This window comes from Pseudoclavibacter sp. AY1H1, from assembly GCF_002931055.1.
Taxonomy (GTDB): Bacteria; Actinomycetota; Actinomycetes; order Actinomycetales; family Microbacteriaceae; genus Pseudoclavibacter.
The window spans coordinates 681,057-696,901 of the sequence record NZ_PSXX01000001.1; the positions used below are offsets into that span (position 1 = coordinate 681,057).

The following is a 15,845-nucleotide window of genomic DNA, read 5'->3' on the forward strand; positions in this document are numbered from 1 at the left end:
GATGGACTGTCGTCCAAGGATACGCGGCGGGGCGTCGGCAGCCGCCCTGCCGCCCCGTAGACTGTCGCCCCGTGGCTCCTTCGAAACTTCCCGCCGCCGTCCTGTGGGACATGGACGGCACCATCGTCGACACCGAGCAGTACTGGCAGACCGCTCAGCTGAACCTCCTCAGCGACCACGGCCTGCCCCCGCTCACCGAAGAGCAGGAGCTGGGGATGGTCGGCTCGAGCATGGCCGACGCGTCCGAGTTCTTCGCTCGCCTCGGCGTCAGGCTCGAGCCGCAGGAGATCGTGGACCACATGAACTCGACGGTCATGGCGAGCATCCTCAGGGAGCTCGACTGGCGGCCCGGCGCTCTGGAGCTGCTGACGGACCTGCACGCTGCAGGCATCCCGAACGCGCTCGTGACGAACTCGACGCGCATCCTCGCCGACGCAGTCGTCTCGACGCTCGACGCCCCGCTGTTCACGATCGTGATCGCAGGCGACGAGGTCGACAACGGCAAGCCGCACCCCGAACCGTATCTCCGCGCGGCAGAGCAGCTGGGCGTCGCCCCGGAGAGCTGCATCGCGGTCGAGGACTCACGCCGCGGCCTCGAGGCCGCTCGGGCCGCCGGATGCGCGACGATCGGCATCCCGCACGGCCAGACGCTCGAGGCGCACCACGCGCATCTCGTGACGCACACACTCGAGGGCATCACCCTCGATGAGCTCGGCGAACTCGTCGAGCGCGTCGCAAGCGCAACGGCGACGGGACAGGACGCACAGACGGCACACGACGCCGCCAACCGAGAAAGCGAAGCACAGCTATGACCCAGACCGACATCGGCGGACCCTTCCGCGCTGGAGACCGCGTGCAGCTGACCGGCCCGAAGGGACGCGTCAGCACCCTCTACCTGGAGCCGGGCAAGCGCTACTTCATGCACAAGGGCATGATCGACCACGACACGATCATCGGCGTCGATGAGGGCTCGGTCATCGCCGCGACCGACGGCGGCCAGTACCTCGCGCTGCGTCCGCTGCTCGAGGACATCGTCATGTCCATGCCGCGCGGTGCCGCCATCATCTACCCGAAGGATGCCGCGGCGATCCTCGCGAAGGCCGATATCCGCCCCGGTGCACGCGTCATCGAAGCCGGCGTCGGCTCAGGCGCGCTCTCGCTGTGGATCCTGCGCATGCTCGGGGGGACGGGCTCGCTCACGTCCTTCGAACGCCGGGAGGAATTCGCCCAGGTCGCGGAGGGCAACGTCATCAGCGTCATGGGCGAGAAGCCGGACAACTGGAACCTCGTGCTCGGCGACCTCGCCGAAGCGCTGCCCGAGCAGCACGCCGACGGGACCGCCGACCGGGCCGTGCTCGACATGCTCGCCCCCTGGGAGTGCCTCGAGGTCGTCGCGGACGCCCTCAAGCCCGGCGGAGTGCTCGTCTGCTACGTGGCCACGGTCACCCAGCTGTCCCGCGTCGCCGAGGCCATCCGCGCGACCGGCCTCTTCACCGATCCGAACGCCGACGAGACGATGGTCCGCGGGTGGCACGTCGAGGGCCTCGCTGTGCGTCCCGACCACCGCATGATCGGCCACACCGGCTTCCTGCTCACGGCCCGCCGCCTCGCGGACGGCGCCGTCCTGCCGAACCTCAAGCGCCGAGCCTCGAAATCTGACTTCAGCGACGAGGACGTGGAGATCTGGACGCCGGGATCGCTGGGTGACCGACAGGTGAGCGACAAGGTGCTCCGCAAGCGCGCCAGACTCGCGCAGCGCGGCGCCGCCATCACCTCAGGACAGGGCAGCGAGCCGGAGCCCTCCGAAACGCAGCAGGACGACACCGACGCGCAGAGCACCGGACCAGAGGGAGAGAGCGAATGAATCGCACAGGAATCCGACTCGTGGGGGCCGCGATGACCGCGTCCGCCGTCGCGATCGCCCTCACGGGCTGCGTCACCTGGCCGGAGAGCGAGCTCGACGTCGCGGCGTGCGAGCTGCCCGGCGTCGAGGGCACCGCTTCGACGAGCATCACTGCCGACGGCGCGTTCGGCGAACTCAGCGGCGCGACCCTGCCGCATCCCCTCTCGGTGACTGCTCTCGAGACCACGCGTGACGGCGTCGGAACCGGCGACCCGGTCACGCCGTCCGGAGTCGTGCGCGCGAACTTCGAGCTGCTCGACGGCGCCGGCGGCGAGGTCCTCGTGCCCTACAGCCCGACGGTCGCGGATGAGTCCGGTGCCTCCGCGCCGACGAGCGTGGCGACGATCGCGAACACCTTCCCCGGACTCGCGGAGGCCATCGAGTGCTCGCAGACCGGCGAGCGCGTCGTCGCCGTCATGCCCGCGAGCGTCCTGTTCGGCGAGGCGGCGGCATCGACGGGGGTCGACCCGGCCATGACGATCGTCGCCATCGCCGATGTGCTCGACGTGTACCCATCGAGTGCCGGTGGGCGCATCGCCGCCCCCGAAGACGGCATCCCGGCCGTCGTCACGGCACCGAACGGCACCCCTGGTGTCACCATGCCAGCCCAGGACCCGCCCGCAGCCCCGAAGCGACACGTGCGCATCGACGGCTACGGTGCCCCGGTCGCCGAAGGCCAGGCCGTGACGATGCAGCTCTCTGCCTTCGACTGGACGACCGGTGAGCAGGTCGCATCCACGTGGACCCCCGGCAACAACGTGCTCCAGCTCACCATGGCACCCACCGACGGCCTCTTCGGTCTGAGCCAGGAGATCGTGGGCACCCCCGTGGGCTCGCAGCTCGTCGTCGTGCTTCCCCCCGAGCGTCTCGCGTCCCAGCCAGGGCCGTTGAACGCCACGGCCACGCAGGGACGCACGCTGGTCTTCGTGATCGACATCCTGGCCGCCGAGTAGCGACCAGGCTGACTTCCCACCTCCCTCTCGATTCCACGCAAGGCGGATCAATGCAACGACGTCTCCCCGCGATCGCCGCGGCCCTCCTCCTCTCGCTCGGCCTGGCCTCGTGCGCCGGCAGCTCGACCCCCGCAGCGAGCGGAGACGCGCTCAACGGCGTCGAGGTCAGCGGCGAGTACGGCGCAGCACCGACCGTCGAGATCGGCGATGTCGCAGGTCTCGGCGAGGAGATGGAGCGCCGCGTCGAGATCGAGGGTGACGGCGAGGAGATCACCCTCGATTCCACGGTCGCCGCGAACCTGACGGTGTACGACGCTGGCACGAAGGCCGAGGAGAGCCCGTACGCACCGCTCGGGCAGGTCCTCGACCTCGACGCCGAGGGCATCCCGGGCTACCTCACGGGGCTCTTCGACGGCGTGACCTCCGGTTCGCGCGTCGTCGCCCTCATCCCCGCGGCCCTGCTCCTGGAGGGAACCGCCAACGCGGGAGCAACGGACACGCCTCCCGCGCTTGTCGTCGCCGACGTGATCGAGGTGCCCGAGACGCGGGCAACCGGAGCCGAGCAGGCGTCCACGCAGTCGCTCGTCACGGTCACGGATGCGGCCGAGGGCGCCCCGCAGGTCACGATCGTCGAAGGTGCGACTGCGCCGGACGAGCTGGTCCTCGAGACACGCAAGCTCGGCACCGGCCCAGTCGTGGCAGAGGGCAGCTCCGTCGTCGTCCAGTACACCGGCGTCCTCTTCGCGACGGGGGAGACGTTCGACAGCTCCTGGGACCGCGGCACCCCCGCCCAGTTCTCCACCACCGGCGTCGTCGACGGCTTCGCGCAGGCTCTGGTCGGACAGACGGTGGGCTCGCAGGTCATCGCCGTCATCCCGCCAGCCCTCGGCTATGGCGACCAGGCGAGCGAGGCGATTCCCGCGGGATCAACCCTGGTCTTCGTCGTCGACATCCTCGGCACGATCTAACATCGAGGCGTGGCAAGCGAGCGAACACCCCGAGCCAAGGCGCCCTCCGCTGCGGAGCGCCAGTTCTCGCTGGTCCTCGCGCTCCTGACGACCGAGCGAGGACTCACGAAGAGCGACATCTTCGAGACCGTCCACGGGTACTCGGGCGACAGCGGCGGGAGTGCGGCTACCGCGCGCGAGAAGCGATTCGAGCGCGACAAGACCGAGCTGAGAGACCTCGGTGTTCCCGTCGAGGTCATCGACGACCCGTCGGCGCCCGGCAACAACCAGCTCGCTCGCTACCGGGTGCCTCGAGGCGGGTTCTCCATGCCAGCAGGACTGGAATTCGATGCCGAGGAGACGGCCCTGCTCGCACTGGCCGCCCAGGTCTGGCGCGAGGGCTCCGTCTCGCAGGAGTCGAGGCGCGGCCTCATGAAGCTGAAGGCGCTGGGGGAGAGCACCAGCGAGGATCTCGTCGGCGTCGCACCGCGTCTCCGGGCGCGTGACGCGGCCTTCGAGCCCCTCTCGACAGCCATCGAGGAGGGTCGACTCGTCTCATTCTCGTACGCGAAGCCCGGCGAGGAAGCTGCGCGGGTTCGCCGGGTCGAACCGCTTGCTCTGGTGTTCGCCGACGCGAACTGGCTGCTCGTCTCCTACGATCTCGACCGAGCCAGCGAGCGCATGTTCCTCCTGGCACGCATCGTCTCGACGCCGAGGCCGCTCGGCGCCGTCGACACGACGCGCTACCCGGGGGTGACCCCAGAGCAGCACGCAGCACGAGCGCTCGACACGCTGGCGGAACTCGCACGCAGGCAGCGCGCGAGACTCGAGGTCCGTGAGGGCTCGGACGCCGAGGTCAGGCTCCGCTCCGTCGCGTCCACAGCTGACACCCCCTGGCGTGAGATCGAGCTCGGCTACACCGACGTGGACCTCCTCGCGAATCGCCTCGCGTCCTTCGGCTCGGAGGTCCGTGTGCTCGAGCCGGAACAGCTCGCCAGGCTCGTCGAGGCGCGCCTGACCGAGGTCGTCTCCGACCACAGCGAGGTCGCCCCGTGAGCCCCTTCGTCTCCGCCGACCGTCTCGCGCTCCTCGTGTCGCTCGTGCCGTACCTGCGCCAACAGGAAGCAGCGGTGCCCGTCGAGACCGCAGCAAGCCACTTCGGCGTGAGCGCGACGCAGGTCCGGGATGCGGTCCGACTCATCGCCGTGTCCGGCACTCCCGGCGATGCGGGGGTCTACAGCCACCTCGACCTCTTCGACATCAACTGGGATGCCTTCGAAGCGCAGGACCTCATCGAGGTGACCCACTTCGTCGCCCTGGAGGAAGCACCGCGCATGTCGAATCGAGAAGCGGCAGCCGTGATCGCCGGCCTCGGGTTCCTGCGCAGCCTCCCTCGACTCGTCGATGAGAACCGCATCGACGATCTCCTCCGGAAGCTCGGCGCGAGCGGCGCGGCGCCCCACTTCGCCTTCGGCTCGATAGCGGAGGCTCCGGCCGCCCGCGACGCGGTCTCAGCCGCTCTCGCCACGAGGCGGCGCCTGCGCTTCCGCTACCGGCGCGAAGACGGCGACGAGAGCGTGCGCCACGTGGATCCCTTCACGCTCGAGACCCTGGGCGGGGACCTGTTCCTGCGCGGATGGTGCCTGGAGCGCGACGCCGAGCGCGTGTTCCGGCTCGACCGGATGCGCGAGGCGGTGGTCACGGATGTTTCTGCCGAGTCTCATCCTGCGGCCGCGACATCCCGCCCGATCTTCACGCCGAGCGAGGAACACGTCCTGGTGACGATCGAGGCTGGGGCCGCCGTCCTGCCGCTCCTGCGCGATTACCTACCGCCGGGGCAGCCCGCGCCGACTGTCGACGACCGTGGACGCGCCACCGTGCAGGTCCGGATGGCCTCGATGCGGCATCTTTCCCGTCTTGTCGCCGGGAATGCGGGGGAGATGCGCGTCCTGGCGCCCGCGTCCGCGCGTGCCGCCGTCGCCGATTGGGCCGCCACCGCGCTCCGCGAGCACCACGAGCGCTGAAGCTCGACGGCGAGCCACCGGCGGGTGACTGGCGATTCAGCTCAGACCAGGTATCGTTGGAGTCACTATGCCGTGGTGGAGTTGGGTTCTCATCTGGGTGGGCCTCGTGCTCATCCTGCTTGGCGTGCTCGGTGCACTGGGCTACTGGCTCTTCAAGAAGGTCGTCCTGCTGCAGGGCGAGCTGGCGGGCCTCGAGGTTCTCCTCGAGGCGTTCGAGAAGCGTGCGCAAACGCTCGTCTCGTTCACGCCTCCACGGAGCAATGCGATCGTTCGCGGTCTCCGCGAGGTCCAAGTCGAGCGAGGTGCGCTGAAAGAAGCGCTCGACGAAACCAAAGAGCAGCGTCACGAGCAGCGCCTGGAGCGTGGCCGTGAGCTGACGACCGCAGACCCGTTTCAATATGAACACCTTGTGAAAGGCAACTGACACCATGCCGAATCTGACTGGCCCACACCTCATCATCATCCTGGTGATCGTCCTGTTGCTCTTCGGCGCCCCGAAGCTCCCGGGCCTCGCGAAGAGCATCGGACAGTCGATGCGCATATTCCGCGGCGAGGTCAAGAACATGAAGAAGGACGACGAGGTCGACGCCACGCCGTCCACGGACGTGTACTCGCAACCTGCCGCCGCTGCGCCACAGGCACCCGCAGCCCCGCAGGCACCCGTCACGCCTCCCGTCCAGAACTCCGCTCCGGCAGCGCCGGCTCCTGAGGCCCCCGCGGCCCCGAGCTCCGATGCCAGGGGCACCGCTGGTCCTTCCAACTGACGTGACCCTCCAGCCAAGCGAGGGGCCGTCTCCGGCAGGAGTGCCGAAGACGACGCCGAAGAGAGCGAAGAAGGACCGCAAGCGCGATCCTGACGGGCGCATGCGCCTCGCCGAGCACCTCATCGAGTTCCGCAACCGGCTCATCATCTCCGCGATCGGCATCGTGCTCGGCATGGTGGGTGGCTTCCTGCTCACGGACTGGGTCTTCAACCTGATGTCCGCGCCGATCCACGACATCGCCGTGTCGCAGGGTCGAACGGCGGACCTGAACTTCCAGAGCATCACGGGCGCCTTCGACCTACGGCTGCAGATCTCCCTCGCTCTCGGTGTGATCCTGTCCTCGCCTGTCTGGCTCTACCAGATCTGGATGTTCGTCGTCCCCGGGCTCAAGAAGAACGAGCGCTGGTACGCCATCGGCTTCGTCGGGACGGCGATCCCGCTGTTCCTCGCGGGCGTCTGGGTCGCGTGGCTGCTGATGCCCCGCATCGTCGAGGTCATGGTGAGCTTCGCGCCCTCGGACAGCTCGAGCCTCATCAACGCGGGCGACTACTACAAGCTCATCATGACGCTCTGCATCGCGGTGGGCATCGCCTTCGTACTCCCGGTCATCCTCGTCATGCTGAACTTCGCGGGCGTCATCACGGGTTCCGCGATTCTCAAGGGATGGCGAACTGCCGTGCTGCTCGTTGCGCTCTTCGCGGCGATGGCGACGCCATCGGCTGACGTCCTCTCCATGTTCTTCCTGATGGCCCCGATGCTCGGCCTGTACTTCCTCGCTGTCGGCATCGCCATGATCAACGACCGACGGCGCGCGAAGAAGCACAAGAAGTTCGAGGCCGAGCTGGCGGCAGCCGAAGCGTCGGCTGCATGACCCCGAGCCCGTCCGAGCGCTTCGCGGCCAGCAGGTCCCGCGCTCAGCTGCAGCAGTTCGAGCTGTTCCGTCGCGAACTCAGCTTCGACCTCGACGAGTTCCAGATCGCGTCGTGCGCGAGCGTCGAGGCCGGCAAGAGCGTGCTCGTCGCGGCGCCGACGGGCGCTGGCAAGACCGTCGTCGCCGAGTTCGGCGTCTTCCTGGCCATGCGCCAGCCGAATGCCAAGATCTTCTACACGGCGCCGATCAAGGCGCTGAGCAACCAGAAGTTCAGCGAGTTCGTGCGCCGCTACGGCGAGAGCGAAGTCGGCCTCCTCACGGGAGACGTCAACATCAACCCGCGCGCGCGGATCGTCGTCATGACCACCGAAGTGCTGCGGAACATGCTCTATGCGGGCAGCGATCTGCTCGACGACCTCGCGTACGTCATCATGGACGAGGTCCACTACCTCGCAGACCGGTTCAGGGGCGCCGTCTGGGAAGAGGTGATCATCCACCTTCCCAGCGAGGTGCGACTCATCTCGCTGTCGGCGACGGTCTCGAACGCCGAGGAGTTCGGCGACTGGCTGCAGACCGTACGCGGCGACACCGACGTCATCGTCTCCGAGGAGCGCCCAACGCCGCTGTTCCAGCACGTGCTCGTTGGCCAGCGCCTCTACGACCTCTTCGAGACCCGTGACGGAGACATCGCCGACCGCGTGAATCCCGACCTCGTCCGGGCCACGCAGGGTGGCGGCGGGCGGCGCGAAGACGGCCGCGACCGCGACCGCGTCGGGCGCAGGGGCCGGGGGAGCAGCTGGAAGGAGCAGCGATTCCAGACGGCCCGGGCCGACCGAGCTGGCCTGACGCGCATGCTCGACGATGCCGACATGCTGCCCGCCATCAACTTCATCTTCAGCCGCAAGGGCTGCGACCAGGCCGTCTCCCAGGTGCTTCGCGCCGGCGTCTCGCTCACGACTCGCGAGGAACGCGACGAGATCCGCTGGATCGTCGAGGACCGCTGCCGCAACCTCCTCGATCAGGATCTCGCGGTCCTCGGCTACTACGAGTGGACAGAAGGCCTCGAGCGCGGCATCGCAGCCCACCATGCGGGGCTGCTGCCCGCGTTCAAGGAAGTCGTCGAGGAGCTCTTCCAGCGCAAGCTCGTGAAGCTCGTCTTCGCGACCGAGACGCTGGCGCTCGGCATCAACATGCCGGCTCGCACCGTCGTGCTGGAGAAGCTGGAGAAGTTCAACGGCGAATCGCGAGTGCCCATCACCCCAGGCGAGTACACGCAGCTGACCGGTCGAGCGGGCCGTCGTGGCATCGATGTCGAGGGCCACGCCGTCGTGCAATGGGTCGGCGGGATGCATCCCCAGGCGATCGCCTCGCTCGCCTCGCGTCGCTCCTACCCGATGAACTCGAGCTTCAAACCGACCTTCAACATGGCGGTCAACCTCATCGACCGGTTCGGCCGCGCGCGCACGCGCTCCGTGCTCGAGTCGTCATTCGCGCAGTTCCAGGCGGACAGAGCCGTCGTCGACCTCGCGAAGCGAGTGCGTCAGCAGGAGGAGGCCCTCGCGGGTTACGAGGAGGGCATGAACTGCCACCTCGGCGACTTCTTCGAGTACTCGCGCATCCGCCGCGAGCTCAACGATCTCGAGCGCAAGCGCATCCCCCACGACGAGGCGCACCAGCACGCCGCGCGCGAGCGCAGGCAGGCGAAGCTGACTCAGCTCCAGACCGCCCTCAAGCGTCACCCGTGCCATGTCTGCCCGGACCGGGAGCAGCACGCTCGCTGGGGTGAGCGCTACTGGAAGCTGAAGCACGACAACGACAAGCTGACCCGGCAGATCGAGTCGAGGACCGGGGCCGTCGCCCAGGTCTTCGACCGGATCACCGAGCTCCTGCTCGATCTCGGCTACCTCGCCCCCGCAGACAGCGGTGACAAGGACCTCGCCGTGACCGACCACGGGCGCACGCTCGCGCGCATCTACGGCGAGCGTGACCTGCTCATCGCCGAGTGCCTGCGCAGACAGGTGTGGAACGAGCTGAACCCGCAGCAGCTCGCCGCCATGGCTGCCGTCCTCGTGTACGAGCCGCGCCGCGAAGAGGAGACCCTCGAGGAGTACCAGCTGCCTCGCGGGGCCTTCCGCGGTGCCATGCAGACCACCGAGAAGCACTGGCAGTCGCTTGACGAGCTGGCCGAGAAGTACCGTGTACCGCGCTCGTCACGCCTGGCGACGAACCTCGCCCCCGCCATCTTCCACTGGGCGCACGGCGCGGAGCTCGAGCGTGTCCTCGAGGAGTCGAACCTCGCTGCCGGCGATTTCGTGCGCTGGTGCAAGCAGGTGCTCGACGTGCTCGACCAGATCGAGAAGGTCGCAGAGGGCAAGTTCGCGACGACCGCGCGGCAGGCATCCAGCAGCGTGCGTCGGGGCATCGTGGCGTATTCGGGGGTGGGGTGAGGTCCTTCTGGCTCTCCCTGCTCGCTGCCGTTGCCGGCGGCCTGCTGCTGAGGGCCGCCTTCCCAGGACCCGCGCTGTGGCCGCTCGCCTTCGTCGGCATCGGGCTGGTGCTCTGCTCCCTCATGCACCGTTCCGCCGGAGGGGCGTTCCTCGTGGGCCTCGCCTCCGGACTCGCCTACTACTTCCCGCTCATCGCCTGGGCCTCGCTGTTCCTCGGCCCCGTACCGTGGAGTGCGCTGAGCGTCCTCTCGTCACTGTTCTGGGCCGGGGGAGCGGTGCTCATCGCGCTCGCCTACCGTCGCCTCACGGCACGCTGGGAGAGCGGCGCGAGACGCGTGATCTTCGTCGCGGCGGCGATCGCGGGACTGTGGACGCTGCGCGAAGCGATCTACTCGGCGTGGCCGTACGGCGGCTTCGCCTGGGGGAGAGTCGCGCAGTCGCAGTCAGCGAGTCCGTTCGCGGAGCTCGTGTCCTGGCTGGGACTCTCGGGCATGGGCTTCGTCATGGTCTTCCTCGTGGCGCTGACCCTCGAGCTGGGCCGCGCCCGAGTCAGACCCCAGACCTGGGTTACGGCGGCTGCGGCCGTGCTCGTGGTCGCGGTCGTTCCCATCTACCCGACGAACGAGATCGGTTCCGCCCGGATCGCCGCGGTCCAGGGCGACACCCCGGAGGCCGCCTACTTCGTCGACGGAGACCCAGGAGACGTCTTCCTCGGCCATGTCGACGCGACCCTCACCATCCCGGATGACGCCGACGTCGACGCCATCCTGTGGCCGGAGGGCTCGATCGATCTCGACCCGAAGACGTCGACCGGGGTGCGCCGCACGCTCGACCAGCTGAGCGAGCAGTACGGTGCCCCGATCGTGGCGAACGCCGTGACGGTCGAGGAGGGCGCGAGCGCCGACGACGACCGGTTCTTCAATTCGCAGTTCGTCTGGGACGCGGAGAGCGGCTGGGGCGATCAGTACGACAAGAAGCACCCGATTCCGTTCGGCGAGTACGTCCCGGATCGTGAGTTCTGGTACTCGCTTGCCCCTGACCTGATCGGCCTGATCGGGCGCGGCTACTCGCCGGGGGAGCGGGACAGCATCCTCGAGGTCGGCGACATCAGGGCTGGCACCTACATCTGCTACGACATCGTCGATGACGTGCTGATCCGCGACGCGGTCCTCGAGGGGGCCACGGTGCTGTTCGCTCCGAGCAACAACGCCGACTTCGGGAAGACCGACGAGCCCGCCCAGCAGCTTGCGTTCGCACGGCTGCGCTCGATGGAGACGGGCCGCTCCATCGTGCAGGCGTCGACCGTCGGCCTGAGCGCCGTCTACTCGCCAGAGGGCAGAGTGCTCGCCGAGCTGCCCTGGTACGAGCCCGGTGTCATGATCGTGGATGTCCCGCTTGCCGACGGCCTCACCCCTGCGGTGCTCTTCGGGCGCGGCATCGAGGTCACGCTCGCTGCGCTCGGGCTGGGCCTGCTCATCGGCGCAGGAAGCTCCAAGACGCGGCGGATGAACACCGCGACCGTGCGCATCCCTCGACGCTAGCCGAGCCGGCCCAGTCCGAGACGGACCCGGCGGTGGCGCAGCGACCGGACACACGAAAGGGACGAAGCCAGAAGGCCTCGTCCCTTTCGACAGTCACGGTCGCTCGCTGAGCGACCTGCGGGGGTCAGACGTCTTTCGCGCCCTTGGTTCCGCGCCGTGAGCGCAGGAACGTGAGCCGCTCCTGGAGGACCTCTTCGAGCTCCTCCCGCGTACGACGCTCGAGCAGCATGTCCCAGTGAGTGCGCTGGTGCTTCTGCTCCGGCGCCTCGTAGGCGACCCGCTCGCCGCCCTCGTCGAGCAGACGACCCTCGTTGCCGCTCTTCGGCGACGCCCAGACCTCGGGCACCTCCGCTTCAGCGGCGAAGGTGACGGCAAAGCGCTCACCCAGCGTCGTCTCGTACGTTCGCACCTGGCGGTCGACAAGGACAACGCCCTCGTCACTCTGCAGGCTCTGTGCGCCGAGCCGCATTCCGCGCAGACTCCGATCAGCCATTGCTGACCTCCTCTCCTCGTCAGTGCGGTTCTACTTCTATCGTCCCAACGTCCTATTGTGCCGCGGTATTCCCGCGCGTTCCCCCTTTTCCTTCGAAACTCACACATTCCGGCGGCTTCGAACGACCTCGACGGCAAGATCCGCGCGGTCCGTCACGAGACCGTCGACGCCTCGCTCGAGGAGCTCCGCCATCTTCGACGGGTCGTTGATCGTCCAGACGTGCACTTCCGGCACGTGGCGGTGGAAGGCTCGCAGCCTCGTGGGGGAGAGCAGGTCGATCCGCGCGGCCCGCTCGGGAATCTGCACCGCTGAGACGCCCCGGAGCGCCCGACGCAGCATCCCACGCGACCGCAGCGACACGCCGACGAGCGCGGCCGCGATGGCGGAGCTCGCGGCCCCGCGGGCTGCCTCTGGAATGAGAGTCGCGGTCAGCTGCAGACGACGAGCTGAGAACGACGTGACGAGCACTCGTCGCTGCGCGTTCGTCCGTCGAACGGCGGCAGCGACGGCGTCGACGGCATCCGCTGATTTGACGTCGATGTTGAATCGAGCCTGCGGGAAGGCGTCGAGCGCCTCGTCGAGGGGGAGCAGCAGCGCCCCAGGAGTGCGCCCGGCCGACGTCAGCCGCGTCAGCTCGGCGATGGGGGAGCCGGCGAGGCTCCGATCGCTCCCGTCGAAGCCCTCGAGGGTCGCGTCGTGCCAGAGCACCGCGCGCCCGTCCCTGGATGCACGGGCATCCGTCTCGATGTGGGTGGCGCCGACGTCGAGGGCGGCGCGAAAGGCCTCGCTGGTGTTCTCCGTGGCCCGCAGCGCGAGCCCGCGGTGGGCGAGGACACGTGGGGGAGCGCCATCCAGGTACGGGTGCTGCATGCGTCCAACGGTAGTGCGCCCGGCTCTCGTCACGCCCAATAGAATCGAGCACATGGCTGAACAGATTCTCAACCCGCTGGCCGCCGGAGCACTCGAGGGCAAGCGTGCGCTTGTCACGGGTTCCTCCCGCGGCATCGGCGCGGACACCGTCAAGTTCCTCGCGCAGGCTGGCGCCAAGGTCGTCGTGAACTACCGCAACAAGGAAGCGCGGGCCGTCAAGCTCGTCGACGCGATCGCGGCCGACGGTGGTACCGCGATCGCCGTCGGTGCCGACCTCACCGACGCCGGGAGCCGCCAGGAGCTCTTCTCGACCATCGAGCGCGAGTATGGGGGCCTCGACGTGCTTGTCCTCAATGCCTCGGGCGGCATGGAGTCGGGCCTCGGAGAGGACTACGCGCTGAAGCTCAACCGCGACGCGCAGGTCGAAACGCTCACTGGCGCGCTCGAGCTCATGCGTGACGGGGGCCGTGTCGTCTTCGTGACGAGCCACCAGGCGCACTTCATCCGCACGACGCCCACGATGTCCGAGTACGAGGCAGTCGCCAGCTCGAAGCGGGCGGGGGAGGACGCGCTCCTCGAGCGAGTTCCGGAGCTCGCCGAGCGCGGCATCGAGTTCGTCGTCGTCTCCGGCGACATGATCGAGGGCACGATCACCGCGACGCTGCTCGACCGCCTCAACCCGGGCGCGATCGCCGCCCGTCGCGAAGAGGCCGGCAAGCTCTACAACGTGCAGGAGTTCGCGGCCGAGGTGACGAAGGCCGTCGTCGAGCCGGTTCCTGCCGACAACATCCGCCTCATCGGCGACACGTCGGGCTTCGCCGCCGAGGCCTAGACGCGGGGATTCTGCTGTCGCGAACGACGATGCCCGGACCAGGTGGTCCGGGCATCGTCGTTCTGACCAGCGTCGTCGTGAGCACCGCCGATGTTCGGCGATCAGCGGCGACGTCAGGCGTTCTTGAGCGAGTTCGTCGCGAGCTTCCGGCCGGGTCCATCCTCGAACAGCTCCTGGAGCTGGAGGAGGTGCTCACGCCAGCCATCGCGGTACTTGGCCACGTGGATCTCGGCGTAGTCACCGCGGGGGAACCCCTGCTCGAGGACTCGCACCTTGCTCTTCTTGTCGTTCTGCTGGACGACGACGAGCACAACATCGGTCTCGAACTCGCCGGATTTCGTCTTCCACGTGAAGTGGAGTTCCTCTGGCGCGTCGATCTTGGTAATGTTTCCCGTGGTGATACGGGGTTTCTTCTTGCCTGGCCGGAGCGATCGAGCCGTGATCTTCGCACCGCGCTTGATCTTGAACTCAGAATCGGCCCACCAGAGCTCGCGCAGGTCTTCATCGACCAGTGCCTGCCAGATGAGCTCAGCTGGAGCTTTGATCCGGACGCTGATGTCGATGCTGGGGGTGAACACCGCGCGGGAGGCTTCGGTCGCTACTTGCGGCTTTGTCCCACGAGCTGCCACGGAATGAAGAGCGCCAGCGAGTTCAGCAGGATGCCGGCGAGGAACACGAGAAGGCGAAGCGTGTCGCCGTCGACCTGGAATGCCAGGCCGTAGCACCAGAGTCCGGCGCCGAAGATGATGATGCAACCGATGGCAATCAGAACGCTCACGAGTGTCGGCTCCCAGGATCTCGATGTGGCTCAGGCCACGAAGTCTGCCACGGCAAAGTACTCACCGTGCACTCACAGCCTACTTGATCACCGAGGCAGAACCCGCGCAGTCCCGGCCGAGTTTCACGACATCCGATAATGCACATTATGACATTACGAGCAGACACCGGGCTTCCGCTGGTGCCCTGCGCCCGCGAGACGAGGCCTTTCGCCGCCTTACCGGTCTTTACGCCGCGTGACCCAGGCGCCATTCGAGCTCCCCGGCCAGCGGGATGCTGAGGACATCATGAGCGAGCCAGACACCCACCCCGTAGCCACCACCCGCAAGCGCCTCTCCTTCCTGGCCTTCGTCGAGCACACACGAGTGTCCTCGAACGCCTCGCTCGGACTCCAGGAGGGCCTCGAGCTCTTCGAGTACGCGGAAGACCTCGGCTACGACACCGGCTACGTGCGCCACCGTCACCTCGAGACGTACCTCTCCTCGCCGTTCACGTTCCTCGCGGCGGTCTCGCAGCGTGCGAAGCGCATCAGGATCGGAACGAGCGTCACTCCCCTGCGATTCGAGCAGCCAATAAGGCTCGCCGAGGACGCGGCGACGCTCGACCTGCTCTCGGAGGGCCGGCTCGAGCTGGGGCTGAGTTCCGGATACGCGGCCACGGAGTCGACGTTCTCGCAGGCATTCGGTGAGATCGAGGGCGATGACATCAGGGCGCTCGTCGACGCTCGACTCTCGAGCTTCCTCGCAGCGCTCGAGGGGCGCACGGTCGCGACGGCCGAGTCGGATCTCTCGTTTGCCAAGGCGGGTGCCGAGCTCACCGTGCAGCCGCACAGCCCGGGCCTGCGAGGCCGCGTGGCCTACGGCGCCGGTGGCGGCACCAGCGCGCAGAAGGCCGGCGCCCGCGGCCTCCGGCTCCAGCTGTCGACGCTCAACACGGAAATCGGCGAGCTCGGCTTCGAGGACACCCAGGCCCAGTCGATTCGCACGTACCGCGACGAACACGCCAAGGTGCGCTCATCCCCCGCCTCCCCCTCCTTCGCATCCGTGAGTCGCGCCATCGCGCCCTTCGACTCGGCAACCGAACGTGCTGAGCTGGAGTGGCTGCTCGAGCGCGACGCCGAGCGCGCAGCGAGTGTCGGCGAGGGGCCGCTGCCCTTCCAATTCGGGCGGGTCGCGCACGGATCTGGCGAGCAGATCGCCGAGGCGCTCATCGACGATGCCGGCATCCACGCGGCCGACGAGCTGGTCATCGCACTCCCCTTCGACTACCCGGCCGAGACGCAGCGGCGCATCCTGCGTCAGTTCGCGGAGGACGCCGCACCCCACCTCCCCTACCTGCGCTGACGGGAGTCCCCGCCTGGGCGCTGCCGGGTCGCGGCTGAGCGGCAGCATAGGCCCCGGGCCGGACCCGGGCGTGGCCCGGC

The 15,845-nt window shown here is 68.3% G+C and carries 17 protein-coding genes; 13 read left to right on the forward strand and 4 right to left on the reverse strand.

Annotation, left to right across the window (positions count from 1 at the left end):
• The first annotated feature begins 71 nt into the window (after window positions 1–71).
• From C5E05_RS03270 to lnt, 11 genes are all read left to right on the forward strand, one after another.
• Window positions 72–812 (forward strand): HAD family phosphatase, encoded by a 741-nt coding sequence (locus C5E05_RS03270; protein WP_146081017.1) that lies wholly within the window; start codon window positions 72–74, stop codon window positions 810–812.
• Window positions 809–1,864: a tRNA (adenine-N1)-methyltransferase gene (locus C5E05_RS03275; protein ID WP_104341087.1), complete on the forward strand. Its 1,056-nt coding sequence runs from the start codon at window positions 809–811 to the stop codon at window positions 1,862–1,864. Before C5E05_RS03270 ends, C5E05_RS03275 begins: the two co-directional genes overlap by 4 nt.
• A complete protein-coding gene (locus C5E05_RS03280) occupies window positions 1,861–2,856 on the forward strand; it encodes a hypothetical protein (protein ID WP_146080544.1) in 996 nt (331 codons plus the stop codon). Before C5E05_RS03275 ends, C5E05_RS03280 begins: the two co-directional genes overlap by 4 nt.
• Before the next feature lie 50 nt (window positions 2,857–2,906).
• On the forward strand, window positions 2,907–3,824 hold the full coding sequence (locus tag C5E05_RS03285; RefSeq protein WP_104241182.1) for an FKBP-type peptidyl-prolyl cis-trans isomerase: 918 nt from the start codon (window positions 2,907–2,909) through the stop codon (window positions 3,822–3,824).
• A 9-nt stretch (window positions 3,825–3,833) separates the two neighbouring features.
• Window positions 3,834–4,859 carry a YafY family protein gene (locus C5E05_RS03290; RefSeq protein ID WP_104341088.1) on the forward strand — a complete coding sequence of 342 codons (1,026 nt, stop codon included), beginning with the start codon at window positions 3,834–3,836 and terminating at the stop codon, window positions 4,857–4,859.
• Window positions 4,856–5,827, forward strand: coding sequence for a YafY family protein (locus C5E05_RS03295; RefSeq protein ID WP_104341089.1), 972 nt, complete (start codon window positions 4,856–4,858; stop codon window positions 5,825–5,827). Before C5E05_RS03290 ends, C5E05_RS03295 begins: the two co-directional genes overlap by 4 nt.
• A 106-nt stretch (window positions 5,828–5,933) precedes the next feature.
• Window positions 5,934–6,251, forward strand: a complete 318-nt coding sequence (locus C5E05_RS03300) for a hypothetical protein (protein WP_146080545.1) — start codon at window positions 5,934–5,936, stop codon at window positions 6,249–6,251.
• 4 nt (window positions 6,252–6,255) lie between these two features.
• A complete protein-coding gene (gene tatA, locus C5E05_RS03305) occupies window positions 6,256–6,591 on the forward strand; it encodes a Sec-independent protein translocase subunit TatA (RefSeq protein ID WP_104299047.1) in 336 nt (111 codons plus the stop codon).
• A 1-nt stretch (window position 6,592) separates the two neighbouring features.
• Window positions 6,593–7,462 carry a twin-arginine translocase subunit TatC gene (tatC, locus tag C5E05_RS03310; RefSeq protein WP_308471359.1) on the forward strand — a complete coding sequence of 290 codons (870 nt, stop codon included), beginning with the start codon at window positions 6,593–6,595 and terminating at the stop codon, window positions 7,460–7,462.
• The gene (locus C5E05_RS03315; protein WP_104241177.1) at window positions 7,459–9,909 is read left to right on the forward strand and encodes an RNA helicase; all 2,451 of its coding nucleotides are present in this window, start codon (window positions 7,459–7,461) and stop codon (window positions 9,907–9,909) included. Before tatC ends, C5E05_RS03315 begins: the two co-directional genes overlap by 4 nt.
• Window positions 9,906–11,450, forward strand: a complete 1,545-nt coding sequence (gene lnt / locus C5E05_RS03320; protein ID WP_104299048.1) for an apolipoprotein N-acyltransferase — start codon at window positions 9,906–9,908, stop codon at window positions 11,448–11,450. Before C5E05_RS03315 ends, lnt begins: the two co-directional genes overlap by 4 nt.
• Window positions 11,451–11,574: 124 nt before the next feature.
• Here lnt and C5E05_RS03325 read toward each other — a convergent pair whose 3' ends face one another.
• Window positions 11,575–11,943: an RNA polymerase-binding protein RbpA gene (locus C5E05_RS03325; protein ID WP_104341090.1), complete on the reverse strand. Its 369-nt coding sequence runs from the start codon at window positions 11,941–11,943 to the stop codon at window positions 11,575–11,577.
• 99 nt (window positions 11,944–12,042) lie between these two features.
• Window positions 12,043–12,813, reverse strand: a complete 771-nt coding sequence (locus tag C5E05_RS03330) for a glycerophosphodiester phosphodiesterase family protein (protein ID WP_181059333.1) — start codon at window positions 12,811–12,813, stop codon at window positions 12,043–12,045.
• A 52-nt stretch (window positions 12,814–12,865) separates the two neighbouring features.
• Between C5E05_RS03330 and C5E05_RS03335 the strand changes: the two genes are divergently transcribed.
• A complete protein-coding gene (locus C5E05_RS03335; protein WP_258064746.1) occupies window positions 12,866–13,645 on the forward strand; it encodes an SDR family oxidoreductase in 780 nt (259 codons plus the stop codon).
• A 113-nt stretch (window positions 13,646–13,758) separates the two neighbouring features.
• On the opposite strand, the gene C5E05_RS03340 is transcribed toward C5E05_RS03335, so the two are convergent.
• Window positions 13,759–14,223: an SRPBCC domain-containing protein gene (locus tag C5E05_RS03340; protein WP_181057882.1), complete on the reverse strand. Its 465-nt coding sequence runs from the start codon at window positions 14,221–14,223 to the stop codon at window positions 13,759–13,761.
• A gap of 20 nt (window positions 14,224–14,243) precedes the next feature.
• A complete protein-coding gene (locus C5E05_RS20020) occupies window positions 14,244–14,423 on the reverse strand; it encodes a hypothetical protein (RefSeq protein WP_160071711.1) in 180 nt (59 codons plus the stop codon).
• Between the two features lie 235 nt (window positions 14,424–14,658).
• On the opposite strand from C5E05_RS20020, the gene C5E05_RS03345 reads away from it, so the two are divergent.
• Window positions 14,659–15,765: an LLM class flavin-dependent oxidoreductase gene (locus tag C5E05_RS03345; RefSeq protein WP_104341093.1), complete on the forward strand. Its 1,107-nt coding sequence runs from the start codon at window positions 14,659–14,661 to the stop codon at window positions 15,763–15,765.
• The last annotated feature ends 80 nt before the right edge of the window (window positions 15,766–15,845 follow it).